The organism is Serratia sp. X3, assembly GCF_014982455.1.
Classification (GTDB): domain Bacteria; phylum Pseudomonadota; class Gammaproteobacteria; order Enterobacterales; family Enterobacteriaceae; genus Serratia; species Serratia ureilytica.
Window position 1 is genome coordinate 99,534 of the sequence record NZ_JADCNB010000003.1, and the last position, 20,990, is coordinate 120,523.

20 protein-coding genes are annotated in these 20,990 nt (G+C 58.7%); 11 read left to right on the forward strand and 9 right to left on the reverse strand.

Annotation, left to right across the window (positions count from 1 at the left end; genetic code table 11):
- Positions 1–221 precede the first annotated feature (221 nt).
- The 3 genes from IMX17_RS14705 to IMX17_RS14715 are packed head-to-tail and all read left to right on the forward strand — an operon-like array spanning position 222 to position 6,105.
- The gene (locus IMX17_RS14705) at positions 222–1,940 is read left to right on the forward strand and encodes an autotransporter assembly complex family protein (protein WP_169539905.1); all 1,719 of its coding nucleotides are present in this window, start codon (positions 222–224) and stop codon (positions 1,938–1,940) included.
- Positions 1,937–5,755 carry a translocation/assembly module TamB domain-containing protein gene (locus IMX17_RS14710; RefSeq protein ID WP_046897975.1) on the forward strand — a complete coding sequence of 1,273 codons (3,819 nt, stop codon included), beginning with the start codon at positions 1,937–1,939 and terminating at the stop codon, positions 5,753–5,755. Before IMX17_RS14705 ends, IMX17_RS14710 begins: the two co-directional genes overlap by 4 nt.
- Before the next feature lie 2 nt (positions 5,756–5,757).
- Positions 5,758–6,105, forward strand: a complete 348-nt coding sequence (locus tag IMX17_RS14715) for a gamma-glutamylcyclotransferase (RefSeq protein ID WP_025159589.1) — start codon at positions 5,758–5,760, stop codon at positions 6,103–6,105.
- 53 nt (positions 6,106–6,158) lie between these two features.
- On the opposite strand, the gene ppa is transcribed toward IMX17_RS14715, so the two are convergent.
- Positions 6,159–6,689 carry an inorganic diphosphatase gene (gene ppa, locus IMX17_RS14720; RefSeq protein WP_004933594.1) on the reverse strand — a complete coding sequence of 177 codons (531 nt, stop codon included), beginning with the start codon at positions 6,687–6,689 and terminating at the stop codon, positions 6,159–6,161.
- Positions 6,690–6,949: 260 nt separating this feature from the next.
- Between ppa and IMX17_RS14725 the strand changes: the two genes are divergently transcribed.
- On the forward strand, positions 6,950–8,503 hold the full coding sequence (locus tag IMX17_RS14725; RefSeq protein WP_046897976.1) for a methyl-accepting chemotaxis protein: 1,554 nt from the start codon (positions 6,950–6,952) through the stop codon (positions 8,501–8,503).
- Between the two features lie 45 nt (positions 8,504–8,548).
- Here the strand turns inward: IMX17_RS14725 and fbp are convergent, their stop codons facing one another.
- Positions 8,549–9,553, reverse strand: coding sequence for a class 1 fructose-bisphosphatase (gene fbp, locus IMX17_RS14730; protein ID WP_004933587.1), 1,005 nt, complete (start codon positions 9,551–9,553; stop codon positions 8,549–8,551).
- A gap of 169 nt (positions 9,554–9,722) precedes the next feature.
- On the opposite strand from fbp, the gene mpl reads away from it, so the two are divergent.
- Positions 9,723–11,102, forward strand: coding sequence for a UDP-N-acetylmuramate:L-alanyl-gamma-D-glutamyl-meso-diaminopimelate ligase (mpl, locus tag IMX17_RS14735; protein ID WP_046897977.1), 1,380 nt, complete (start codon positions 9,723–9,725; stop codon positions 11,100–11,102).
- 197 nt (positions 11,103–11,299) lie between these two features.
- Here the strand turns inward: mpl and yhcN (IMX17_RS14740) are convergent, their stop codons facing one another.
- The 3 genes from yhcN (IMX17_RS14740) to argR form a co-directional block, all read right to left on the reverse strand.
- On the reverse strand, positions 11,300–11,563 hold the full coding sequence (gene yhcN, locus IMX17_RS14740; RefSeq protein WP_193549895.1) for a peroxide/acid stress response protein YhcN: 264 nt from the start codon (positions 11,561–11,563) through the stop codon (positions 11,300–11,302).
- A gap of 120 nt (positions 11,564–11,683) precedes the next feature.
- Positions 11,684–11,947 carry a peroxide/acid stress response protein YhcN gene (gene yhcN / locus IMX17_RS14745; RefSeq protein WP_004933574.1) on the reverse strand — a complete coding sequence of 88 codons (264 nt, stop codon included), beginning with the start codon at positions 11,945–11,947 and terminating at the stop codon, positions 11,684–11,686.
- A 403-nt stretch (positions 11,948–12,350) separates the two neighbouring features.
- Complete coding sequence (gene argR / locus IMX17_RS14750; protein ID WP_016929335.1) at positions 12,351–12,821, reverse strand: transcriptional regulator ArgR; 471 nt, start codon at positions 12,819–12,821, stop codon at positions 12,351–12,353.
- A 464-nt stretch (positions 12,822–13,285) separates the two neighbouring features.
- Here argR and mdh point away from each other — a divergent pair, with 464 nt between their 5' ends.
- On the forward strand, positions 13,286–14,224 hold the full coding sequence (gene mdh / locus IMX17_RS14755) for a malate dehydrogenase (RefSeq protein ID WP_046897978.1): 939 nt from the start codon (positions 13,286–13,288) through the stop codon (positions 14,222–14,224).
- Positions 14,225–14,290: 66 nt separating this feature from the next.
- Here the strand turns inward: mdh and IMX17_RS14760 are convergent, their stop codons facing one another.
- Positions 14,291–14,551, reverse strand: a complete 261-nt coding sequence (locus IMX17_RS14760; RefSeq protein WP_004933567.1) for a helix-turn-helix transcriptional regulator — start codon at positions 14,549–14,551, stop codon at positions 14,291–14,293.
- A gap of 180 nt (positions 14,552–14,731) precedes the next feature.
- Between IMX17_RS14760 and IMX17_RS14765 the strand changes: the two genes are divergently transcribed.
- Positions 14,732–15,088, forward strand: coding sequence for a DNA-binding protein (locus tag IMX17_RS14765; protein ID WP_046897979.1), 357 nt, complete (start codon positions 14,732–14,734; stop codon positions 15,086–15,088).
- Positions 15,089–15,138: 50 nt separating this feature from the next.
- On the opposite strand, the gene ispB is transcribed toward IMX17_RS14765, so the two are convergent.
- Complete coding sequence (ispB, locus tag IMX17_RS14770; protein WP_046897980.1) at positions 15,139–16,110, reverse strand: octaprenyl diphosphate synthase; 972 nt, start codon at positions 16,108–16,110, stop codon at positions 15,139–15,141.
- A 270-nt stretch (positions 16,111–16,380) separates the two neighbouring features.
- On the opposite strand from ispB, the gene rplU reads away from it, so the two are divergent.
- From rplU to cgtA, 4 genes are all read left to right on the forward strand, one after another.
- Positions 16,381–16,692 (forward strand): 50S ribosomal protein L21, encoded by a 312-nt coding sequence (gene rplU / locus IMX17_RS14775; RefSeq protein ID WP_004933561.1) that lies wholly within the window; start codon positions 16,381–16,383, stop codon positions 16,690–16,692.
- 17 nt (positions 16,693–16,709) lie between these two features.
- The gene (rpmA, locus tag IMX17_RS14780) at positions 16,710–16,967 is read left to right on the forward strand and encodes a 50S ribosomal protein L27 (protein WP_004933559.1); all 258 of its coding nucleotides are present in this window, start codon (positions 16,710–16,712) and stop codon (positions 16,965–16,967) included.
- A gap of 105 nt (positions 16,968–17,072) precedes the next feature.
- Entirely contained in the window at positions 17,073–18,044 is a 972-nt protein-coding gene (locus tag IMX17_RS14785) for a DMT family transporter (RefSeq protein WP_033651479.1), read from the forward strand.
- Between the two features lie 16 nt (positions 18,045–18,060).
- A complete protein-coding gene (cgtA, locus tag IMX17_RS14790) occupies positions 18,061–19,233 on the forward strand; it encodes an Obg family GTPase CgtA (RefSeq protein WP_033641651.1) in 1,173 nt (390 codons plus the stop codon).
- Between the two features lie 36 nt (positions 19,234–19,269).
- Here the strand turns inward: cgtA and pmrB are convergent, their stop codons facing one another.
- A complete protein-coding gene (pmrB, locus tag IMX17_RS14795; RefSeq protein ID WP_046897981.1) occupies positions 19,270–20,331 on the reverse strand; it encodes a two-component system sensor histidine kinase PmrB in 1,062 nt (353 codons plus the stop codon).
- The gene (gene pmrA, locus IMX17_RS14800; protein ID WP_033641655.1) at positions 20,328–20,990 is read right to left on the reverse strand and encodes a two-component system response regulator PmrA; all 663 of its coding nucleotides are present in this window, start codon (positions 20,988–20,990) and stop codon (positions 20,328–20,330) included. Before pmrA ends, pmrB begins: the two co-directional genes overlap by 4 nt.

Consider the following 20,990-nt stretch of genomic DNA (forward strand, 5'->3'; position numbering starts at 1 on the left):
TAAGCGGCAAGTGGGATTTTGTATAAGCTTAACGCAGTATTTTGAGCGCCAAAAGTGAAGAATTCGCCTGTTGCGCGGCGGCAAAGCGCGGCGGGCGGCGTCCGGAAGAAGGTTGAAGAGGGCTGCCGTCATGATAGCGCGGAGTCTGCCCTGGCCCCGGAGCGAACACCATAACAGGAAAGTAAAATCAATAAGGAGAACACGTGCCAAAGTACCCGGTCATGTGCTTGATATCTGTGTTGCTTGCGGCACCTGCAGCCTATGCGGCCAACGTGCGGCTGCAGGTGGAGGGGTTAAGCGGAGAGTTGGAAAAAAACGTCCGGGTGCGGCTGTCGTCGATCACGCCTGAAGAGGTCGGCACCGACGGTCGCTTCCGCGCACGGGTGGATGAGGCGGTGCGCCAGGGGCTGCGCGCGCTCGGCTATTACCAGCCGACCATCGAGTTTACGCTGGACGATCGGCCGGGGATGTCGCGTCCGGTGCTGCATGCCAAGGTCAATCCGGGCGAACCGGTGCGCATCGCCGGCGCCAACATCGTGCTGGAAGGCGGCGCGAAGACCGATGAGGACTACCTGGCGCTGGTAAAGAAGGATCGGCCGACCATCGGTGAGATCCTCAACCACGGCAAGTATGACAGTTTCAAAGGCTCGCTGACCGGCCTGGCGCTGCGCAAAGGCTACTTCGACGCCGACATGACCAAAAGCCAACTCGGCGTAGCCGAAGATCTGCACAAGGCGTTTTGGGATATCGATTTCAACAGCGGCGAACGTTACCGCTTCGGCAAGGTGAAATTCACCGGTTCGCAAATCCGCGAAGACTATCTGCAAAATCTGGTGCCCTTTCATCAGGGGGATTACTACAGTTCGGAGGATTTGGCCGAGCTGAACCGCCGTTTGTCCGCCACCAACTGGTTCAACTCGGTGGTGGTGTCCCCTGATTTCAACGATGCCAAAGAGAACAAGATTTTGCCGTTGGACGCGCTGGTGACGCCGCGTACGCGCAATACCATCGAAACCGGTATCGGTTACTCCACCGACGTCGGCCCGCGGGTGAAAGGCACCTGGAAAAAGCCCTGGCTCAACGATCGCGGTCACAGCCTGGAAACCAGTGCCAGCGTGTCGGCGCCGGAACAGCAGCTGGATCTGACCTATAAGATCCCGCTGCTGAAGAATCCGCTGGAGCAGTATTACCTGTTGCAGGGCGGGCTCAAGAACGTCGACCTTAACGACACTAAATCCGTGACCTCCAAAGTGGTGGCTTCGCGCAACTGGGATCTCTCCAGCGGCTGGCAGCGGGCGATCAACCTGACCTGGCGCTGGGATAACTTTACCCAGGGCAACGTCAGCAACACCACCATGCTGCTGTACCCCGGCGTCAGCTTCAACCGCACCCGCTCGCGCGGCGGCCTGATGCCGACCTGGGGCGACAGCCAGCGCTACTCGATCGACGTGTCCGACACCACCTGGGGCTCGGGCGTGGACTTCGCGCTGATGCAGGCGCAGAACGTCTGGATCCGCACCTTGGCCGACAAGCATCGTTTCGTGGCGCGCGGGCAGGTGGGATGGATCGAAACCAACGACTTCGACAAGGTGCCGCCGGATTTGCGCTTCTTCGCCGGCGGTGACCGCAGCATTCGTGGCTACAAGTACAAAGACATTTCGCCGCGCGGCGACGACGGCAAGCTGACCGGCGCCTCCAAGATGCTGACCGGCTCGCTGGAGTATCAATACAACGTGACCGGCAAATGGTGGGGGGCGATGTTCGTCGATTCCGGTGAAGCGGTGAACGATATCAAGCAGAGCAACTTCAAGACCGGCGCCGGCGTAGGCGTGCGCTGGCAGTCGCCGGTGGGGCCGGTGAAGCTGGATATCGCCGCGCCCGTGGGAGACAAGGACACTCACGGGATGCAGTTCTACATCGGTTTGGGGCCTGAACTATGAGCCTGGTTAAAAAGATTTGTCTCGGATTTCTGGTCGTTCTGCTGCTGCTGATCGGCGGGCTGGCCTTTCTGGTGGGGACCACCACCGGTTTGCATATGGTCATCAACGGCGCGGCGCGCTGGGTGCCGGGGCTGGAGATCGCCGGCGTCAGCGGCGGCTGGCGCGATCTGACGCTGAAGGGCGTGAAGTATCAGATGCCGGGCGTGACGGTCAACGCCGGGCAATTCCATCTGTCCCTCGATCTCTCCTGCTTTAAACGCAGCTCGCTGTGCGTCAACGCCTTGACCGCTCAGGACGTGGACGTGGCGGTGAACACCAAAGAGATGGCGCCTTCCGCGCCGGTGGAGGAGAGCAGTGAGCCGACCACCAATCTCAGTACGCCTTATCCGATCACCCTGCGCCTGCTGGCGCTGAACAACGTCAAGGTCACCGTCGACGACACCGCCATCTCTCTGGCCGAGTTCCGCACCGGCGCGCAGTGGCAAGAGCGCGCGCTGACGCTGATGCCGACCAAGATCGGCTCGTTGCTGATCGCCTTGCCGAAAACGCCGCAAAATCCGTTGCCGGAAGCGGTGCAACCGGCGGTCGAGGTGGCGAAAAAGGTCGGTGAGCAGGTTACCGACGCGGCGAAACCGGCGCCGCAGCCGGAGGAGAAGCCGCTCGGCGAAACGCTGAAGGAACTGTTCGCCAAACCGCTGTTGCCGGATCTGCCGGACATCCGCCTGCCGCTGGATATCACCGTCAAAGAGATCAGCGGCGAACAGCTGCGCTTGACCGGCGATACCGACGTGCTGATCACGAGTCTGTTGCTGCAGGCCAGCACGCAGGATCAGCATATCCAACTGGACAACTTCGACGTGAAGTCGCCGCAGGGCACGCTGTCGGTGCAGGGACAGGCGACCCTGACCGGCGATTGGCCGGTGGCCCTGACCGCCAACAGCGCGTTGAACATCGACCCGCTGAAGGGTGAGAAAGTGAAGCTGAACATCGGCGGTGGGTTGCGTGATGAGCTGAAGGTCGCGCTGAACCTGTCCGGCCCGGTCGGCGCCCAGCTCGATGTGCAAACCCGGCTGGCCGAAGCCGGCCTGCCGCTGGCGCTGACGCTGCAGAGCAAACAGCTCAAATGGCCGCTGAGCGGCGAGGCGCAGTACCAGGTTAACGATTTCCGCCTGCGCTTTAACGGCAAGGCGACCGACTACGCGCTGTCGACGCGCGCCAATCTGAAAGGCCAGGATCTGCCGCCGGCGGTGTTGACGCTGGACGGCAAAGGCAACGTCGAGCAGTTCAAGCTGGAGCGCCTGCGCCTGGCGGCGCTGCAGGGCAATACCGATCTCACTGCGCTGGTGGACTGGAGCAAGGCCATCAGCTGGAACTCGCAATTGACGCTGAGCGGCATCAATACCGCCAAGCAGTGGCCGGAATGGCCAGCGAAACTCGACGGCAAGATAGCTACGCGCGGCAGCCTGCACGGCGGCAGCTGGCAGCTGCAGGTGCCGGTGCTGCAGCTTGACGGCAACGTGAAGCAGAACAAGGTCACGGCGCGCGGCACGCTGAGCGGCAACGCCGCCGGGCAGTGGAAAATCCCCGGCATCGATCTGACGTTGGGGCGCAACCAGCTGAACGTTAAAGGACAGCTGGACGAGAAGAGCTGGAACCTGGACGCCAACATCGACGCGCCGCGTCTGGACGGCGCGCTGCCGGGCCTGGGCGGCACCGCCAAAGGGCTGCTGAAGCTGCGCGGCAATCTGCAGGCGCCTCAGCTGCTGGCGGATTTGACCGCTTCCGGTTTGCAGTGGCAGGCGCTGCGCATCAACCGCGTGAAAATCGACGGCGACGTGCGCTCCACGGATCAGATCCAGGGGCAGTTGGCGGTACGCGTCGAGCAGCTGAAGCAGGACGCGCTGGAAGTCAGCTTGCTGACCCTCGACGCCAAAGGCAGCGAGAAGCAGCATCAGCTGCAGCTGAAGATCGACGGTAAGCCGGTCTCCGGCCAGCTGGCGCTGCAGGGCAGCTTCGATCGTCAGCAGCAGCGCTGGCGCGGCAATCTGAACAATACCCGCTTCGATACGCCGGTGGGGGAGTGGCGCCTGACGCGCGCCATCGCGCTGGACTACCTGAACACCGCACAGAAAATCAGCATCGGGCCGCACTGTTGGCAGAACCCGAACGCCGAGCTTTGCGTGCCGAAGACCATCGAAGCCGGCCAGAGCGGCCAGGCCAGCGTGGTGCTCAACCGCTTCGATCTGGCGATGATCAAGCCGTTCCTCGGCCCGGAAACCGCCCTGAGCGGCGTGTTCACCGGCCGGGCCGACGTCAGCTGGAAACCGGGCGGCGCGCTGCCGGAGGCGAAGGTCACGTTGGCCGGCAACGGCGTCAAGGTGGTACAGCAGGTGCAGGGCAACGCGCTGCCGATCGCCTTCGATACGCTGACCCTCAACGCCGGTCTGAACAACGGCCGCGCGCAGGCTGACTGGCGGATCAAACTGACCAACAACGGCCAGTTCGACGGCAACATCCAGGTGGTGGATCCGCAGGTGCGGCGCACCATCAGCGGCAACGTCAATATCACCAACATCTCGCTGGCGCTGATCAACCCGGCGCTGATGAAGGGCGAAAGCGCGGCGGGCATGCTGAACGCCAACCTGCGCCTGGGCGGCAGCGCGCAGAAGCCGCTGGTGTTCGGCCGCCTGGCGTTGGATCGGGCGAAGGTGCAGGGGCACTGGATGCCGTTCGATATGACCGACGCGCGGCTGGCGGTGAATTTCAACGGCATGACCTCGACGCTGGAAGGGCTGCTCAGCACCACGCGCGGCCAGCTGAATCTGGCGGGCGATGCCGACTGGCGTGACATCAACGCCTGGCGCGCACGCATCGCCGCCAAGGGCGACAAGCTGCGGGTGACGGTGCCACCGATGATCCGCATCGACGTGTCGCCGGATCTGGTGTTCGAAGCCACGCCGCAGCTGTTCTCGCTCAACGGCAAGGTCGATATTCCCTGGGCGCGCATCACGGTGCAGGAGCTGCCGGAAAGCGCGGTAGGCGTCTCTTCCGACGAGGTGATGCTGGACGATCAGCTGAAGCCGATTCAACCGAAGACGGCGTCGATCCCCATTAACAGCAACCTGATGATCCACGTCGGCAACGACGTGCGGCTGGACGCCTTCGGCCTCAAAGCCCGCTTGAAGGGCGATTTGAAAGTGGTGCAGGACAAGAAAGGGCTGGGCCTCAATGGCCAGATTGACATCCCTTCCGGTCGCTTCCATGCTTATGGTCAGGATTTGATCGTGCGTAAAGGGCAGCTGATGTTCTCCGGCCCGCCGGATCAGCCGCTGCTCAATATCGAAGCAATCCGCAACCCGGAATCCACCGAGGACGACGTGACCGCCGGCGTGCGCGTGACCGGCCTGGCGGATGCGCCGAAGCTGGAAGTGTTCTCCGATCCGGCCAAATCGCAACAGGAAGCCCTGTCTTATCTGCTGCGTGGCCAGGGCTTGAACAGCTCAGGCGCCGACGGCAACGCCATGACGTCGATGTTAATCGGCATGGGGGTTGCACAAAGTGGTCAACTTGTGGGTAAAATCGGCGAGGCATTCGGCGTGAGTAATTTGGCTCTGGACACTCAGGGGGTTGGCGACAATTCTCAGGTTGTCGTGAGCGGCTATGTCCTCCCAGGCTTACAAGTAAAATATGGGGTGGGCATTTTCGACTCACTGGCCACGCTGACGTTGCGTTATCGCCTGATGCCTAAGTTGTATCTTGAAGCGGTGTCTGGTCTCGACCAGGCATTAGATTTGCTCTATCAGTTTGAGTTTTAGCGATGCGAATAATTGTCTACGGCAGTTTACGGCGCAAACAGGGAAACAGCCATTGGATGACCAACGCCCAATGGCTCGGCGAGCACGAGCTCGAAGGCTATCAGATTTATAATCTGGGCCATTACCCGGCGGCGATCCCTGGAGAGGGCACGATACATTGCGAGGTGTATCGTATTAACTCATCGATTCTGGCAGAGCTGGACGAACTGAAAAGCAACACCAAGGACTATAAGCGCGAGCTGATTCAGACGCCTTATGGGAGTGCGTGGATCTACCTGTACAAACACAGCGTGGACGGTTACCCGCGAATTACCAGCGGTGACTGGCTGAAGCGTCTCGAAGAACAGTAAGAAAAAAAACACCGCTCAATGAGCGGTGTTTTTTCATCGGACGGCGGCTGGAATTACTTCTTGGCAGCGCGTTCGAAGGAGGCGATGATTTCCGCTTTAGCTGCGGCAGCGTCTGCCCAGCCTTCCACTTTCACCCATTTGCCTTTTTCCAGATCTTTGTAGTGCTCGAAGAAGTGAGCGATCTGGGCTTTCAGCAGTTCCGGCAGGTCGTTCACGTCTTTCACGTGATCGTACTCTTTGGTCAGCTTGCTGTGCGGCACCGCAACCAGCTTGGCGTCTTCACCGGCTTCGTCGGTCATTTTCAGCACGCCAACCGGACGGCAGCGGATCACGGAGCCCGGCTGCAGCGGGTATGGGGTTGGAACCAGCACGTCAACCGGGTCACCGTCCAGAGACAGGGTGTGGTTGATGTAGCCGTAGTTGCACGGGTAGAACATCGCGGTGGACATGAAACGGTCAACGAACAGTGCGCCGGTTTCTTTGTCGATTTCGTATTTGATTGGATCGGCGTTGGCCGGGATTTCGATTACTACGTAGATGTCTTCCGGCAGGTCTTTGCCAGCTGGGACCAGATTCAAGCTCATGTCGGTTTCCTTTAATCATCAAACCAGAAATGGAGTGGCGGCTATTATAGCGGACTCTTTTGCGATTTCCTGCCCTTTTCATCGTCGAAAACCCTGTGTCTCTGCGCGCGGAGAATTTCCAGATTAATCCCGCCGCGGCATGAAGTTTTGCCTCCGCCTGCCGATAACTTCAACAAACAATAATGAGCCAGCAAAGCTGGCTCCGCGTTTTGCCACCCCTACTACGTCTGATCTCACTATTCTGAAGCCGGGAAGAACTCATGCTAAAAAAGATTACGGTGAAGGCTGGGCTGATCGCCCTGCTGAGCCTGATGACCATGCTGCTGATCATGGTCAGCGTTATTGGCGTCAACGCGATTAACGAAGGATCGCGCTCGATCCATACCTTAAATCAGATCCTCGGCGAAGAGCTGGGCTCGCTGGCCAACAGCTCCAACCTGACGCTGCGCGCCCGAACCGCCGCCTCGCTGGCGGTGCGCCAACGGGAGATCGGCCAGACTGATGTCGCCGATGCCACCGTGGGCCGCATCTACGGCTACCTCGAGCAGTCGAACCAGGAAATGGCGCGCTTTGTCGGCGTCGGCACCGTGACCGATCGCGGCCGCGAACTCTCCAGCCGCCTGCAAAACAGCTATCGCGCCTATCTGGAACAGGGCGTGAAGCCGATGGCCGCCGCCATCAAGGCCGGCAAGATCGATGAGTATTACCATATCCAGGAGACGCGCATCTCCGCATTGAGCATCGCGTTTGAAAAGGATCTCACCGATTTCCGCAGCTTCGCCATGAAGCTCGGCGCCCAACAGGTGCATGACGCGGAAAGCAACGCCAGCACCAAGATCTCGCTGATCGTGGTGGCGGGCATGCTGAGTGTGCTGCTGGCGGTGCTGGCCTGGTTCGCGCTGCGAGTGATCATTCTGCGCCCGCTGGACGAGTCCATCGCGCAGCTGGAACACATCGCCGGCGGCGATCTGACCCACGAGATCCGCGGCGAGGGCGATACCGAAATGGGGCGCCTGATACGCGCGATGCAGCGCATGCAGCAGGCGTTGGCCAGTTCGGTCAGCAAAGTGCGCGACGCCAGCAGCCAGATCGACACCGGTTCACGCGAACTGGCGGCCGGCAACCTGCATTTGGCGCAGCGCACCGAAGAATCGGCCGCCTCGCTGGAAGAGACCGCCGCCAGCATGGAGCAACTGACCTCGACGGTGAAAATGAACGCCGAGAACTGTGAACAGGCCAACCAGCTGGCGCTGAGCGTGTCCGATATCGCCAACCAGGGCAGCGAGGTGGTCAGCCAGGTGATGAGCAAGATGCAGGCGATCACCGACAGTTCACGCCGCATCGCCGATATCATCAGCGTGATGGACGGTATCGCCTTCCAGACTAATATTCTGGCGCTGAACGCGGCGGTGGAAGCGGCGCGCGCCGGTGAACAGGGCCGCGGTTTCGCGGTGGTGGCCGGTGAAGTGCGCAACCTGGCGCAGCGCAGCGCCCAGTCGGCGAAAGAGATCAAAGGGCTGATCGAAGCGTCGCAAAACCGGGTGCAGGAAGGCGAACAGATGGTGGAGTCGGCGGCGCAGACCATGAGCGGCATCACCGGTGAAGTGGGCCGGGTGACGGCGTTGATGCGTGAGATCTCGGCGGCGACGCGCGAACAAAGCAGCGGTATCGAACAGGTGAACCTGGCGGTGGCGCAGATGGATCAGGTGGCGCAACAGAATGCGGCGCTGGTGGAGGAGTCTGCGGCGGCGACGCGCTCGCTGGAAGATCAGGCTCAGCTGCTGGCGCAGAGCATGGCGGCCTTCAAGCTGTAAGGCAATAAGGGTTCGGCAAGGCGCCGAACCCTGGCAAAGAACGCGTTACTCGTCCGGGTTTTCGGCGATGAAGCGTTCTGCGTCTTCCACCATCGACTTGGTGCCGACGAAGAATGGCGCGCGCTGGTGCAGTTTCACCGGCGTGATGTCCAGAATGCGGTTTTTGCCGTCGCTGGCCTTGCCGCCGGCCTGTTCGGCCAGGAACGCCATCGGGTTGCATTCGTACAGCAGGCGCAGCTTGCCTTGTGGGTGGCTGGCGGTGCTTGGGTAGATGTAGATGCCGCCTTTCAGCAGGTTGCGGTGGAAGTCCGCCACCAGAGAACCGATGTAGCGCGAGGTATAAGGGCGCTGCGTCGCTTCGTCCTGCTCCTGGCAGTACTTGATGTATTTCTTCACGCCGAGAGGGAACTTGATGTAGTTGCCTTCGTTGATGGAATACATGTTGCCGCTCGCCGGGAAGCGCACTTTCTCGTGAGAGAGACAGAACACGCCCAGAGACGGATCGTACGTGAAGGCGTGGACGCCGTAACCGGTGGTGTACACCAGCATGGTGGACGACCCGTAAACCACGTAACCCGCTGCGACCTGGGCGCTGCCCGGCTGCAGGAAGTCTTCTTCGGTCACCGGCGTGCCGACCGGCGTGATGCGACGATAGATAGAGAAAATCGTACCGACCGAGACGTTGACATCGATGTTGGACGAACCGTCCAACGGATCCATCAATACGACATACTTGGCATTTTCAGCACGCTCGCCGTCGAATATCACGATTTCATCTTCTTCTTCGGAAGCGATACCCGCAACTTCACCGCGCGCTTTCAACGCCGCTTTCAGTTTTTCGTTCGCGTACAGGTCCAGTTTCATCTGAACTTCGCCCTGTACGTTGGACACCCCGCTGGTCCCCAGAATATCAACCAGGCCGGCCTTGTTGATGTCGCGGTGGATGATTTTGGCGCCCAGTTTAATGGCAGAAAGTAACGCGGTCAGCTCGCCGGTGGCGTGCGAGAAGTCGTGCTGTTTCTCGACGATAAATTCGCCTAACGTTTTCATGACACAATCCCTGAATCTACGGATGGATAGCGGCCTGTTAACAAACCGCCAACGTTTTCGCGAGCAGTGTAGCCCAAAGATGCGCGCCATTCATAGGCAAATCCATTTCTTCTGGACGATTCTGAGCGTTAGAATATGCCGACATTCGATGCACTCACATGAGAAACCTATGCGCATTCACATTCTTGGGATCTGTGGCACCTTTATGGGCGGGCTGGCGATGCTGGCGCGCTCACTGGGGCATGACGTCACCGGTTCGGACGCCAACGTCTATCCGCCGATGAGCACGCTGCTGGAGAACCAGGGGATCGATCTTATTCAGGGTTATGATCCAGCCCAGCTGGATCCGGCACCGGATCTGGTGATCATCGGCAACGCCATGACGCGCGGCAACCCGTGCGTGGAGGCGGTGCTGGAGCGTGGCATCCCTTACGTTTCCGGTCCGCAGTGGCTGCACGACGCCGTGTTGCGCGATCGCTGGGTATTGGCGGTCGCCGGCACCCACGGTAAAACCACCACCGCCGGCATGGCGACCTGGATCCTCGAGGCCTGCGGCTACCAGCCCGGCTTCGTCATCGGCGGCGTGCCGGGCAACTTCGACGTCTCGGCTCGCCTCGGCGGCAGCCCGTTCTTCGTGATCGAGGCCGACGAGTATGACTGCGCGTTCTTCGACAAGCGCTCCAAGTTCGTGCACTACAGCCCGCGCACGCTGATCATGAACAACCTGGAGTTCGACCACGCCGATATCTTCGACGATCTGAAAGCCATTCAGAAACAATTCCACCACCTGGTGCGTCTGGTGCCGGGCAAAGGCAAGATCATCCTGCCGGACAACGACAGCCACCTGAAGCAGGTGATGGCGATGGGCTGCTGGAGCGAGCAGGAGCTGGTGGGCGAAGAGGGCACCTGGCGCGCGCAGAAGCTGACGCCGGACGCCAGCCATTACGCGGTGTTCCTCGACGGCGAGCAGGTTGGCGAAGTGAACTGGGCGCTGGTGGGCGAGCACAACATGCATAACGGCCTGATGGCCATCGCGGCGACCCGTCACGTCGGCGTGCAGCCGGCGGACGCCTGCCGCGCATTGGGCGATTTCATCAATGCCCGCCGCCGCCTGGAGCTGCGCGGCGAAGCCAACGGCGTCACTGTTTACGACGACTTCGCACACCACCCGACGGCGATCCTGGCCACCCTGGCCGCGCTGCGCGGCAAGGTAGGCGGCACGGCGCGCATTCTGGCGGTGCTGGAGCCGCGATCCAACACCATGAAAATGGGCATCAGCAAAAACGATCTGGCGCCTTCGCTCGGCCGCGCCGATGAAGTGTTCCTGTTCCAGCCGCATCACATTCCGTGGCAGGTTGCGGAAGTGGCGGATGCCTGCGTGCAGCCGGCGCACTGGAGCGCGGATCTCGACACGCTGGTGGAGATGGTGGTGAAAACCGCACAGCCGGGCGACCACATTCTGGTGATGAGCAACGGCGGTTTCGGCGGCATTCACGATCGCCTGTTGAACGCGTTGGCGAAAAAGCAGGAACCGAAGGTGACCTACTGATCGTTCAGCCGCATAAGCCAACCTAAGGGCCGCATTCGCGGCCTTTTTTACGCCCATAAAAAAGCCCTCGCGAGCGAGGGCAACGGGGTTCGTCGGATAGGACGACGAGAGGGTCTCTGGGAAATCGGCGTTTGCGTCAGAACTCGGCAGTGGCAGTGACGAGGGTAATCAGCTCTGCAAAACCGTTCCCAGAGTTGTTATTTGTAAATCTCGGCGGTGGCGTGATAGTTGCCTTCGTTACGCGCTTCGATCACGCGGTAGGCGGTCGCGCCTTTCGCGTCGGCTTTCTCCGACAGCGCCTGGCGTATGTCGGTCGGTGCGCCGTCGATGCCGCTGACGGTAATGGTGCCGATAGATTGCAGATTGGCGGTCTGATAGTTAGTCACCAACTGGGCGGCAGACGCGCCGAAGGAGATGACGGACAGCAAACCGAGTGCAGCGAGAGTAGTTTTCATGTTCATGATAGCGATCCTTGGTCATAACAGCCTGGAAGGGCTTGGCAGCGATTTTTATTCTTGAAGGCCGTTATGACAGCGTTTGATTCCAGAGATGTATTGCCCGTTGCCGGGTAATGCCGGTACTTATTTGTAGATTTCAGCGGTCGCGTGGAAGTTGCCGTCGTTGCGCGCTTCGATCACGCGGTAAGCGGTCGCCCCTTTGGCGTCGGCTTTATCGGACAGCGCCTGACGAATGTCGGAAGGTGCCGCGGCGACGCCGCTCACAGTGATCACGCCGGCGGGCTGCAGTTTTGCGGCCTGGGTTGCATCAACAGATTGTGCTGCGAATGCGCCGAAGGAAAGCATGGACAGAACGCTCAGGGTTGCAACGGTAGCTTTAATTTTCATCATCTCACCTCATCGTATTCTTTTATCAGTTCCAACGAACTGTGACTTAGTTCACGGAAATGAGTATACAGCTAGTAACTCGAAAAATTAATAGTTCGCTAACAGTTGCTAGTGAAACTTTAAACCGATGAACCTTATTTTTTATAACTACAAGGAATAAAAAACGCTCATAAAACGATCTTTTGATGTTAAATTTATGTAATTTCAATAAGGTAAGTGCTTTTGACCAAAAGTGCGGAAGATCACAGTGGGTACTGCTGGTTACATGGATATGTCATGGAAATGTGTTGTTGCGGGATAAAAAAGCAGTGTTAAACGCGGTTGAAGGCCGGAAAGGTAACGCGAGGGTTAAAGAAGCGCTAACAAAATGCGGGCGGTAGCCGCACTTTGTTAGCGCCAGGTTTCACAGCTCTTGCTCGAACACGCCCAGGATCGCTTCATGCAGCTTCTGAGCGGTAAAGCCGCTGGACGGGGTGACGAAAATCGTGTCGTCGCCGGCGATAGTGCCGAGGATGCCTTGGGATTTGCCCAAGGAGTCAAGCAGGCGGGCGATCAGCTGTGCGGCGCCCGGACTGGTGTGGATCACCACGACGGCGTCGTTATGGTCGACGTCCAGCACCAGGTTCTTCAGCGGGCTGGTGGTGGTCGGCACGCCGAGTTCGGCAGGAAGGCAATACACCATTTCCATTTTGGCATTGCGCGTACGTACCGCACCGAACTTGGTCAGCATGCGCGATACTTTGGATTGGTTAATGTTTTCGAAGCCTTCTTCTTGCAGCGCCAAAACGATCTCGCCTTGAGAACTGAATTTTTCTTCTTTCAATAACGCTTTGAACGTCTTGATCAGATCTTCCTGTTTTGCGGGATTACGCATTTTGCACCGTGGAATGTTGATAATGGAAGTCATGATTATGCATATAGATGAATTTTTATGCAACAAGGGCCGACCCAAAGAAAATAAACATGACCGGGCGGCGAGGAAAGGGCGGCATTTTAACAAAATCCGGCCGTGATGAATATGCCCTTTTGACGTCGGAAAATCGGCCTGCGCTGGTAAATAAAATGTTATTAAAATGATGTTGTTCTGATGTTGCGTAAGGGTGTAATGTAACGGCCGGTTAACTTGCTCGTGAATAACCTCGCACTATTTTTGATTAGTGTGCGCTATGCCCTTCATGCGTAAGCGATTTAATCTAAAATGGGCGCGACAGCGGTCATTTTATTGCACCTGCAGGCAACAATTAGCTAATTTATTGTTTTTAAAGGTGTAATAATTTAAGGTCCGTCACCAACACATTCACGGCGCTTTATATATTTAAGACAATAAAGGAGTATAGGATGAAAGTTGCAGTTCTCGGTGCTGCTGGCGGTATCGGCCAGGCCCTCGCCCTTCTACTCAAAACCCAGCTTCCTTCAGGTTCTGAACTCTCTCTCTACGACATTGCCCCCGTTACCCCAGGCGTTGCCGTCGACTTAAGCCACATCCCAACCGCAGTTAAAATCAAAGGCTTCAGCGGCGAAGACGCGACCCCGGCTCTGCAGGGTGCGGACGTGGTGCTGATTTCCGCCGGCGTGGCTCGTAAGCCAGGCATGGATCGCTCTGACCTGTTCAACGTTAACGCCGGCATCGTGCGCAACCTGATTGAGCAAGTGGCGAAAACCTGCCCGAAAGCCTGCATCGGCATCATCACCAACCCGGTTAACACCACGGTCGCCATCGCGGCGGAAGTGCTGAAAAAAGCCGGCGTTTACGACAAGAACAAACTGTTCGGCGTGACTTCGCTGGATATCATCCGTTCCAACACCTTCGTGGCCGAGCTGAAAGGCAAGCAGCCGGAAGAGCTGAACGTGCTGGTGATCGGCGGCCACTCTGGCGTGACTATCCTGCCTCTGCTGTCGCAGATCCCTGGCGTGAGCTTCACCGATCAGGAAGTGGCGGATCTGACCAAACGCATTCAGAACGCCGGCACCGAAGTGGTGGAAGCCAAAGCCGGTGGCGGGTCTGCTACGCTGTCCATGGGCCAGGCGGCCGCGCGTTTCGGTCTGTCTCTGGTGCGCGCACTGCAGGGCGAGAAAGGCGTTGTGGAATGCGCTTACGTTGAAGGCGACGGCAAATACGCCCGCTTCTTCGCACAGCCGTTGGTGCTGGGTAAAAACGGCGTTGAAGAGCGCAAGGATATCGGCACGCTGAGCGCCTTCGAACAGAAAGCGCTGAATGAGATGCTGGACGTGCTGCACAAAGATATCGAACTGGGCGAGAAGTTCATCAATAACTGATCGTCGCCGATAGTCAGCCGATAAACGCCGCCGGACGCTGTTCCGGCGGTTTTTTTTGCCCCGCGTTCACGATTTGATGCGGGCTTTTCGATCCAGCAGGCAATCGCTATGCGGATCATAATAGCGGCTTGGCCAGATCTCCGATGGGTGGATGCCGATTGCTTCGGCGATCAGCCATTCCCCCTTCGGCCAGGGACGCGACAGCGCGTTGGCCAGCGTTGATGAGCTTAATCCGGCCTTGCGCGACACCGCCGCCAGCGTGGTGCCCTGTTTGCGTAACGCCGCGATGATATCTGCCGGATGCCAATCTGGGTTCCTTGAATTCATGTTTACATTCCTTTTCTGATTAGCCAAAGTTGCGTTAGTGGTATAACTAACGGATCAGGGTTAGGCGTTTGAACAACGTGAAACGCTTATTCGGAAACAAGAATACCATTAAATTTCCTAAAAAATACCCAAGTAATTTCCAAAAATGACTTTGCCCACTATTGCCCAGAGATGATGGCTATGAAAAACGAGTGGTTTGCCGCCAAGGAACTGACAGGCATCGCAGGATTACCTTCCTCACCACAGGGAATCAATCTGATGGCCCGGCGCGAAGGCTGGATAAGCCGCAGGCGTAAAGGCGTGCAGGGAAAAGCGTTGGAGTATCATATCGACAGCCTGCCGCCTGGCGCGCGCAACCTGCTGATGCTGAAAGAAGATGGGGCGGCGTATGACGTAGAACGCCAGGATCCGTTAGCGGTATGGATCGAGTATTACTACCATTTGACGGAGAGCGAGCGCGATAAAATGGTGGCTTTCCTGATGCGGGAAGGGATAGGCGGCCTGCTGGCGCGCATTGACGAAGAGAACAATACCTAGACAGGCCCGCCTCAGCGGGCCTGATAAGAACGTTAAGAAACTTTTGTTTCTTAAAAGTCGCGTTGCACTGCCAGATGCGCCAGGCCTTCCAGCGCCGTGCGGTGCTCCGAGGCCGGCAAGATCTGCAGCGCGGCGATCGCCTTGTCGGCCTCTTCCTCGGCGCGTTGGCGAGTGTATTCCAGCGAACCGCATTGTTGCATCGCCTGCAATACCGGCTCCAGCAGGTGACGACCGTTGCCTTGCTCAATCGCGCCGCGGATCATCTCACGCTGTGCGTCGTCGCCGTTGTGCATCGCGTGCAGCAGCGGCAGGGTCGGTTTCCCTTCATTCAGATCGTCACCGGTGTTTTTGCCCAGGGTGCTGCCGTCGGCGCTGTAGTCGAGCAGATCGTCGATCAGCTGGAAAGCGGTGCCGAGGTAGCGGCCATAATCTTGCAGCGCCTTCTCTTGCTCGGCGTTGGCGCCGGACAGGATCGCCGACGATTGCGCCGCCGCCTCAAACAGACGGGCGGTTTTGCTGTAGATCACCCGCATGTAGCTTTCTTCGCTGATGTCAGGATCGTGCACGTTCATCAACTGCAGCACTTCGCCTTCGGCGATGACGTTGACCGCCTCCGACATCAGCGCCAGCACGCGCAGCGATTCCAGGCTGGTCATCATCTGGAAGGCGCGGGTATAGATAAAGTCGCCGACCAGCACGCTGGCGGCGTTGCCGAACGCGGCGTTGGCGGTGGCTTTGCCGCGGCGCATGTCCGATTCGTCGACGACGTCGTCATGCAGCAGCGTGGCGGTATGGATGAATTCGATCAGGGCGGCGACGGTGACGTGCTTGTTGCCTTCATAGCCCAACGCTCGCGCCGCCAGAACGGCGATCATCGGCCGGATGCGTTTACCGCCACCGCTGATAATGTAATAGCCAAGCTGATTGATGAGCGTGACATCGGAATTCAGCTGTTCGAGAATTGTTGCGTTCACGGCCGCCATATCTTGCGCGGTTAACTCGGTAATTTGCTCTAGGTTCATTGTGTTTTTTTCAGCTGTGTTTCTCTTCACCGCGTTGAGATCGCTGCTCACATCGGTACATGGCGGTAACTGTCCCTATGATTGTACTTGAAAAACGGTTCAGATAAACGCCACGAGAGAAACTGTGTTTTTTTTCTTCTTTTTTGTACATCTGGTCTTATTCTGCTCTTGTCATGCGCCGCTTTTTTGCGTAGAATTCGCGCCCTATTGTGAATATTTATAGCGCGCTCTGAACTAACACAGTCGGGCACGCGGAAAGCGGAGTTTTATATGTACGCGGTTTTCCAAAGTGGTGGTAAACAACACCGAGTAAGCGAAGGTCAGACCGTTCGCTTGGAAAAGCTGGACATCGCAACTGGTGAAGCGGTTGAGTTTGACCAGATTCTGATGATCGCTAATGGCGAAGATATCAAAATCGGCGTTCCTTTCGTCGATGGCGGCAAGATCAAAGCTGAAGTCGTTGCTCACGGTCGTGGCGAGAAAATTAAGATTGTTAAGTTTCGTCGTCGTAAACACCACCGTAAGCAGCAGGGCCACCGTCAGTGGTTCACTGACGTTAAAATCACCGGCATCAGCGCTTAAGTTAGGAGAGCGGATTAATGGCACACAAAAAGGCTGGCGGCTCGACTCGTAACGGTCGCGATTCAGAAGCTAAACGTCTGGGCGTAAAACGCTTTGGCGGCGAAGCAGTACTGGCAGGCAGCATCATCGTTCGTCAGCGCGGCACCAAATTCCACGCTGGTACCAACGTGGGTTGCGGCAAAGACCACACTCTGTTTGCTTTGAAAGACGGTAAAGTCAAATTCGAAGTTAAAGGCCCGAGCAATCGTAAATTCATCAGCATCGAAGCTGAATAATTTTTCGAGCCTTACGAAATAGATGTAAGCCCCGCAATTCGTTGCGGGGCTTTTTACATTTATGGGTTGCCTGCGGGCAGCCCCGTCAGCGTTGGCGAAGGTAATATGGATACGAAGCAGCAGGTCGGCGTGGGTATTTCCCTGGCGTTAACCACGGCGGTTTGCTGGGGCGCGTTGCCGATCGCAATGAAAGAAGTGTTGGCGGTGATGGAGCCGTTTACCGTCGTTTGGTATCGCTTTACCATGGCCGCCATCGGTTTGGGCGTGATCCTCGCGGTACGCGGCAAGCTGCCGCCGCTGAAGATGTTCCGTCAACCGCGTTGGCTGCTGCTGTTGGCGATCGCCACGGCGGGGCTGTTGGGCAACTTTGTGTTCTTCAGCTCATCGCTGCAATACCTGAGCCCGACGGCGTCGCAGGTGATTGGCCAGCTGTCGCCGGTGGGCATGATGTTCGCCAGCGTGCTGATTTTAAAAGAGCGCATGCGCATCACCCAGGTCATTGGCGCCTTGATGCTGATTTGTGGACTGATGTTGTTTTTCAACGTCAGTCTGATAGAGATCTTTACCCGGCTGACGGACTACACGCTGGGCGTCATGCTGGGCGTGTGTGCGGCGATGGTCTGGGTGAGCTACGGCGTGGCGCAGAAGGTATTGCTGCGACGGCTGGCTTCGCCGCAGATCCTGGTTATGTTGTACACTTTATGTGCGATAGCGTTGTTCCCTCTGGCCAAACCCGAGGTGATTTTCCAGCTTAGTGGCTGGCAATTGGCGTGTCTGCTGTTTTGCGGCGCCAACACGTTGATCGGCTATGGCGCGCTGGCGGAAGCGATGGCGCGCTGGCAGGCGGCGCAGGTGAGTGCGTTAGTGACGCTGACCCCGCTGTTTACCCTGCTGTTTTCAGATTTATTGGCGCTGGCCTGGCCTCAGGCGTTCGCCGCGCCGACGTTGAACCTCGTCGGCTATGTTGGCGCGTTTGTGGTTGTGGCGGGCGCTATGTTTTCCGCAATTGGTCACCGGTGGTGGCCGCGACGGGCAGAACCCCCCCAGGTTGCTCCTTTGAAGCAGCCCGGTGAATGATTTACGGAGACGGTAAATGAAGTTTGTAGATGAAGCAGCGATTCTGGTCGTTGCAGGCGATGGCGGCAACGGATGCGTCAGCTTCCGCCGCGAAAAATATATCCCTAACGGCGGGCCTGACGGCGGCGACGGCGGCGACGGCGGCGACGTCTACCTGCTGGCGGACGAGAACCTCAATACTCTGATCGACTACCGCTTTGAGAAGTCTTTCCGCGCCGAGCGCGGTCAGAATGGCCAGAGCCGCGACTGTACCGGTAAACGCGGTAAAGACGTCATCATCAAGGTGCCGGTCGGCACGCGCGTGAAGGATCAGGGCACCGGCGAGATCCTCGGCGACATGACCCGTCACGAGCAGAAACTGATGGTCGCCAAGGGCGGCTGGCACGGTCTGGGCAACACCCGTTTCAAATCATCGGTCAACCGTGCGCCGCGTCAGAAGACGCTGGGCACCGCCGGCGAAGCGCGCGATCTGTTGCTGGAGCTGTTGCTGCTGGCCGATGTGGGCATGCTGGGGCTGCCGAACGCCGGCAAATCGACCTTCATCCGCGCGGTGTCCGCCGCCAAGCCGAAGGTGGCCGATTATCCGTTTACCACGCTGGTGCCAAGCCTGGGCGTAGTGCGCATGGACCACGAGCAGAGCTTTGTGGTCGCCGACATTCCGGGGCTGATCGAGGGCGCCTCCGAAGGCGCGGGCCTCGGTATTCGCTTCCTGAAACACCTGGAGCGTTGCCGCGTGCTGCTGCACCTGGTGGACATTGCGCCGATCGACGAATCCGATCCGGTGGAAAACGCCAAAGTCATCATCAACGAGTTGAACCAATACAGCGAAAATCTGGCGCAGAAGCCACGCTGGCTGGTATTCAACAAAATTGATGTGATTGGTGAGGAAGAAGCTGCCGAACGTGCCAAGGCGATTGTGGAAGGCATGGGCTGGGAAGGAAAGTACTACATGATCTCCGCCGCCAACCGCGAAGGCGTCAACGCGCTGTGCTGGGACGTGATGAACTTCATCAACACCCAGCCGAAAGCGATGGCGATCGAAGAAAGCGCGCCGGAAAAAGTCGAATTCATGTGGGATGACTACCACCGCGAACAGCTGGCGGAGATGGAATCGGAAGCGGATGACGACTGGGATGACGACTGGGACGAAGACGACGACGAAGGCGTCGAAATCATTTACCAGAAGTAATTCGGTGATAAAGGGCTCAGCAACGCTGGGCCCTTATTATTTGAGCGCCTTTTCCGGCAGCCAACACTGGGCATTCAGGCCGCGCGCATCGCGGCGGTTTTCCAGCGTCAAGCGCCCCTGGTGCAGCTGCACGATGCGGATCACGATATTTAAGCCCAGTCCGCTGCCGCCATAGCGTTGATCCATGCGGCGAAACGCCTGCGTCAGCTCCCCGACCATCTCTTCCTTGATCCCCGGGCCATCGTCGATGACCTGCAGCAGATAACCGCGGTCCTGCGGCGTTAACTGCACCTGTATCGCGCCGCCTTCCGGGCCGTATCGGTGGGCGTTTTCGACCAGGTTGCGCAGCAGCAGCCGCAGCAGCACCGGATCGCCGTTCACCGCGGCGGCGGCCGGCAATTGCCAGGCCAGCGTTTGCCCGCGTTGGGCGGTCATTTCGTCGAGCTCTTCACGCAGCGGCTGGATCACATCGGCTACCCAATCGAAATGCTGGTAATGGCCGCTGGCAAAGTCTTGCCCGGCGCGCGACAGCATCAGCAACTGCTCGACGGTGTGCATCAGCTGATCGATGCGGGCGATCAGCGCCTGGCTGCCCTTGACGCCCTGTTTTTCCATCAGTTCCAGATGCAGGCGGATGCCGGCCAGCGGCGTGCGCAGCTCGTGGGCGGCGTCGGCGGTGAACAGACGTTCCTGCTGAATGGTGTTGTCCAGCCGCGAGAACAGCTGATTGAGCGCATTGGTGACCGCCACCATTTCCTGGCTGTCGCTGGTGATCGGCAGCGGCGTCAGGTTATCGGCAGAGCGCTTTTCCAGCCGCTGCTGCAATTGGTTGAGCGGGCGGGTGATCCAGCTGATGGCCCAGAAAGACGCCAGCAGGGTCACGATCATCATGATCAGCGAAGGCGCCAACAGCGAGGCGATGGCTTCGGCGATCTCGGTATCGACGCGCTCGCTGCGCACTTTGGCGGACAGGGTTTCGTCCACCAGGAAGCTGATCTGTTCCTGGCTTTCGTGCCACAGCCAGAAGGCGCTGATGAGCTGCGTGACCAACAGGATCAGCGCCAACATCAGCAGCAGGCGGCGGCGCATGCTGATCATGAGGAAGGTTCCAGGCGGTAGCCGATGCCGCGCACGGTGCGGATGCGATCCTTGCCCAGTTTGCGGCGCAGGTTGTGGATGTGTACTTCCAGCGTGTTGGAGCCCAGATCGTCTTGCCAGGTGTAGAGATCTTGCTGCAGGAGTTCACGGTTGACCGTCTGCCCGGCGCGCATGATCAGGCGCGACAGAATGGCGAACTCTTTTGGCGTGACTTCCACCGGCTGTTGCTGCAGGTAGACCTGCTGGCTGGAGAGGTTCAACTGCAGGTCATCCACCTGCATTAGATTGTCGCTGTGGCCCTGGTAGCGCCGCAGGAGGGCGCGCACGCGCGCCTGCAGCTCAACCAGCGCGAAGGGTTTGACCAGGTAGTCGTCGGCGCCGGCGTCCAGCCCGTCGACGCGATCTTCCAGGGCGTCGCGGGCGGTCAGGATCAGCACCGGCAGATCGATCTGCTGGCGGCGCCACTGCCGCAGCAGCGCCGCGCCGTCCATGTCCGGCAGGCCGAGATCCAGGATCACCATGCTGTATTGGCTGGTGATGAGCAGGCTGTTGGCCTCCGCCGCCGTGGCGGCGCAGTCGCAGACGTAACCCTCGCCGGTCAGCGCCAACGCCAGCCCCTGTTGCAGCAGTTCATCATCTTCAACGACCAGCAGCTTCAT

What these genes read in the sequence shown, in the direction of transcription:
- argR (WP_016929335.1), bottom strand. Translation starts at nt 12,821, where the DNA reads ATGCGTAATCCCGCAAAACAGGAAGATCTGATCAAGACGTTCAAAGCG.
- IMX17_RS14715 (WP_025159589.1), top strand. Translation starts at nt 5,758, where the DNA reads ATGCGAATAATTGTCTACGGCAGTTTACGGCGCAAACAGGGAAACAGC.
- fbp (WP_004933587.1), bottom strand. Translation starts at nt 9,553, where the DNA reads ATGAAAACGTTAGGCGAATTTATCGTCGAGAAACAGCACGACTTCTCG.
- yhcN (WP_004933574.1), bottom strand. Translation starts at nt 11,947, where the DNA reads ATGAAAATTAAAGCTACCGTTGCAACCCTGAGCGTTCTGTCCATGCTT.
- mdh (WP_046897978.1), top strand. Translation starts at nt 13,286, where the DNA reads ATGAAAGTTGCAGTTCTCGGTGCTGCTGGCGGTATCGGCCAGGCCCTC.
- ispB (WP_046897980.1), bottom strand. Translation starts at nt 16,110, where the DNA reads ATGAACCTAGAGCAAATTACCGAGTTAACCGCGCAAGATATGGCGGCC.
- IMX17_RS14705 (WP_169539905.1), top strand. Translation starts at nt 222, where the DNA reads ATGTGCTTGATATCTGTGTTGCTTGCGGCACCTGCAGCCTATGCGGCC.
- cgtA (WP_033641651.1), top strand. Translation starts at nt 18,061, where the DNA reads ATGAAGTTTGTAGATGAAGCAGCGATTCTGGTCGTTGCAGGCGATGGC.
- mpl (WP_046897977.1), top strand. Translation starts at nt 9,723, where the DNA reads ATGCGCATTCACATTCTTGGGATCTGTGGCACCTTTATGGGCGGGCTG.
- yhcN (WP_193549895.1), bottom strand. Translation starts at nt 11,563, where the DNA reads ATGAACATGAAAACTACTCTCGCTGCACTCGGTTTGCTGTCCGTCATC.
- IMX17_RS14725 (WP_046897976.1), top strand. Translation starts at nt 6,950, where the DNA reads ATGCTAAAAAAGATTACGGTGAAGGCTGGGCTGATCGCCCTGCTGAGC.
- IMX17_RS14710 (WP_046897975.1), top strand. Translation starts at nt 1,937, where the DNA reads ATGAGCCTGGTTAAAAAGATTTGTCTCGGATTTCTGGTCGTTCTGCTG.
- pmrB (WP_046897981.1), bottom strand. Translation starts at nt 20,331, where the DNA reads ATGATCAGCATGCGCCGCCGCCTGCTGCTGATGTTGGCGCTGATCCTG.
- IMX17_RS14760 (WP_004933567.1), bottom strand. Translation starts at nt 14,551, where the DNA reads ATGAATTCAAGGAACCCAGATTGGCATCCGGCAGATATCATCGCGGCG.
- rplU (WP_004933561.1), top strand. Translation starts at nt 16,381, where the DNA reads ATGTACGCGGTTTTCCAAAGTGGTGGTAAACAACACCGAGTAAGCGAA.
- ppa (WP_004933594.1), bottom strand. Translation starts at nt 6,689, where the DNA reads ATGAGCTTGAATCTGGTCCCAGCTGGCAAAGACCTGCCGGAAGACATC.
- rpmA (WP_004933559.1), top strand. Translation starts at nt 16,710, where the DNA reads ATGGCACACAAAAAGGCTGGCGGCTCGACTCGTAACGGTCGCGATTCA.
- IMX17_RS14765 (WP_046897979.1), top strand. Translation starts at nt 14,732, where the DNA reads ATGAAAAACGAGTGGTTTGCCGCCAAGGAACTGACAGGCATCGCAGGA.
- pmrA (WP_033641655.1), bottom strand. Translation starts at nt 20,990, where the DNA reads ATGAAGCTGCTGGTCGTTGAAGATGATGAACTGCTGCAACAGGGGCTG.
- IMX17_RS14785 (WP_033651479.1), top strand. Translation starts at nt 17,073, where the DNA reads ATGGATACGAAGCAGCAGGTCGGCGTGGGTATTTCCCTGGCGTTAACC.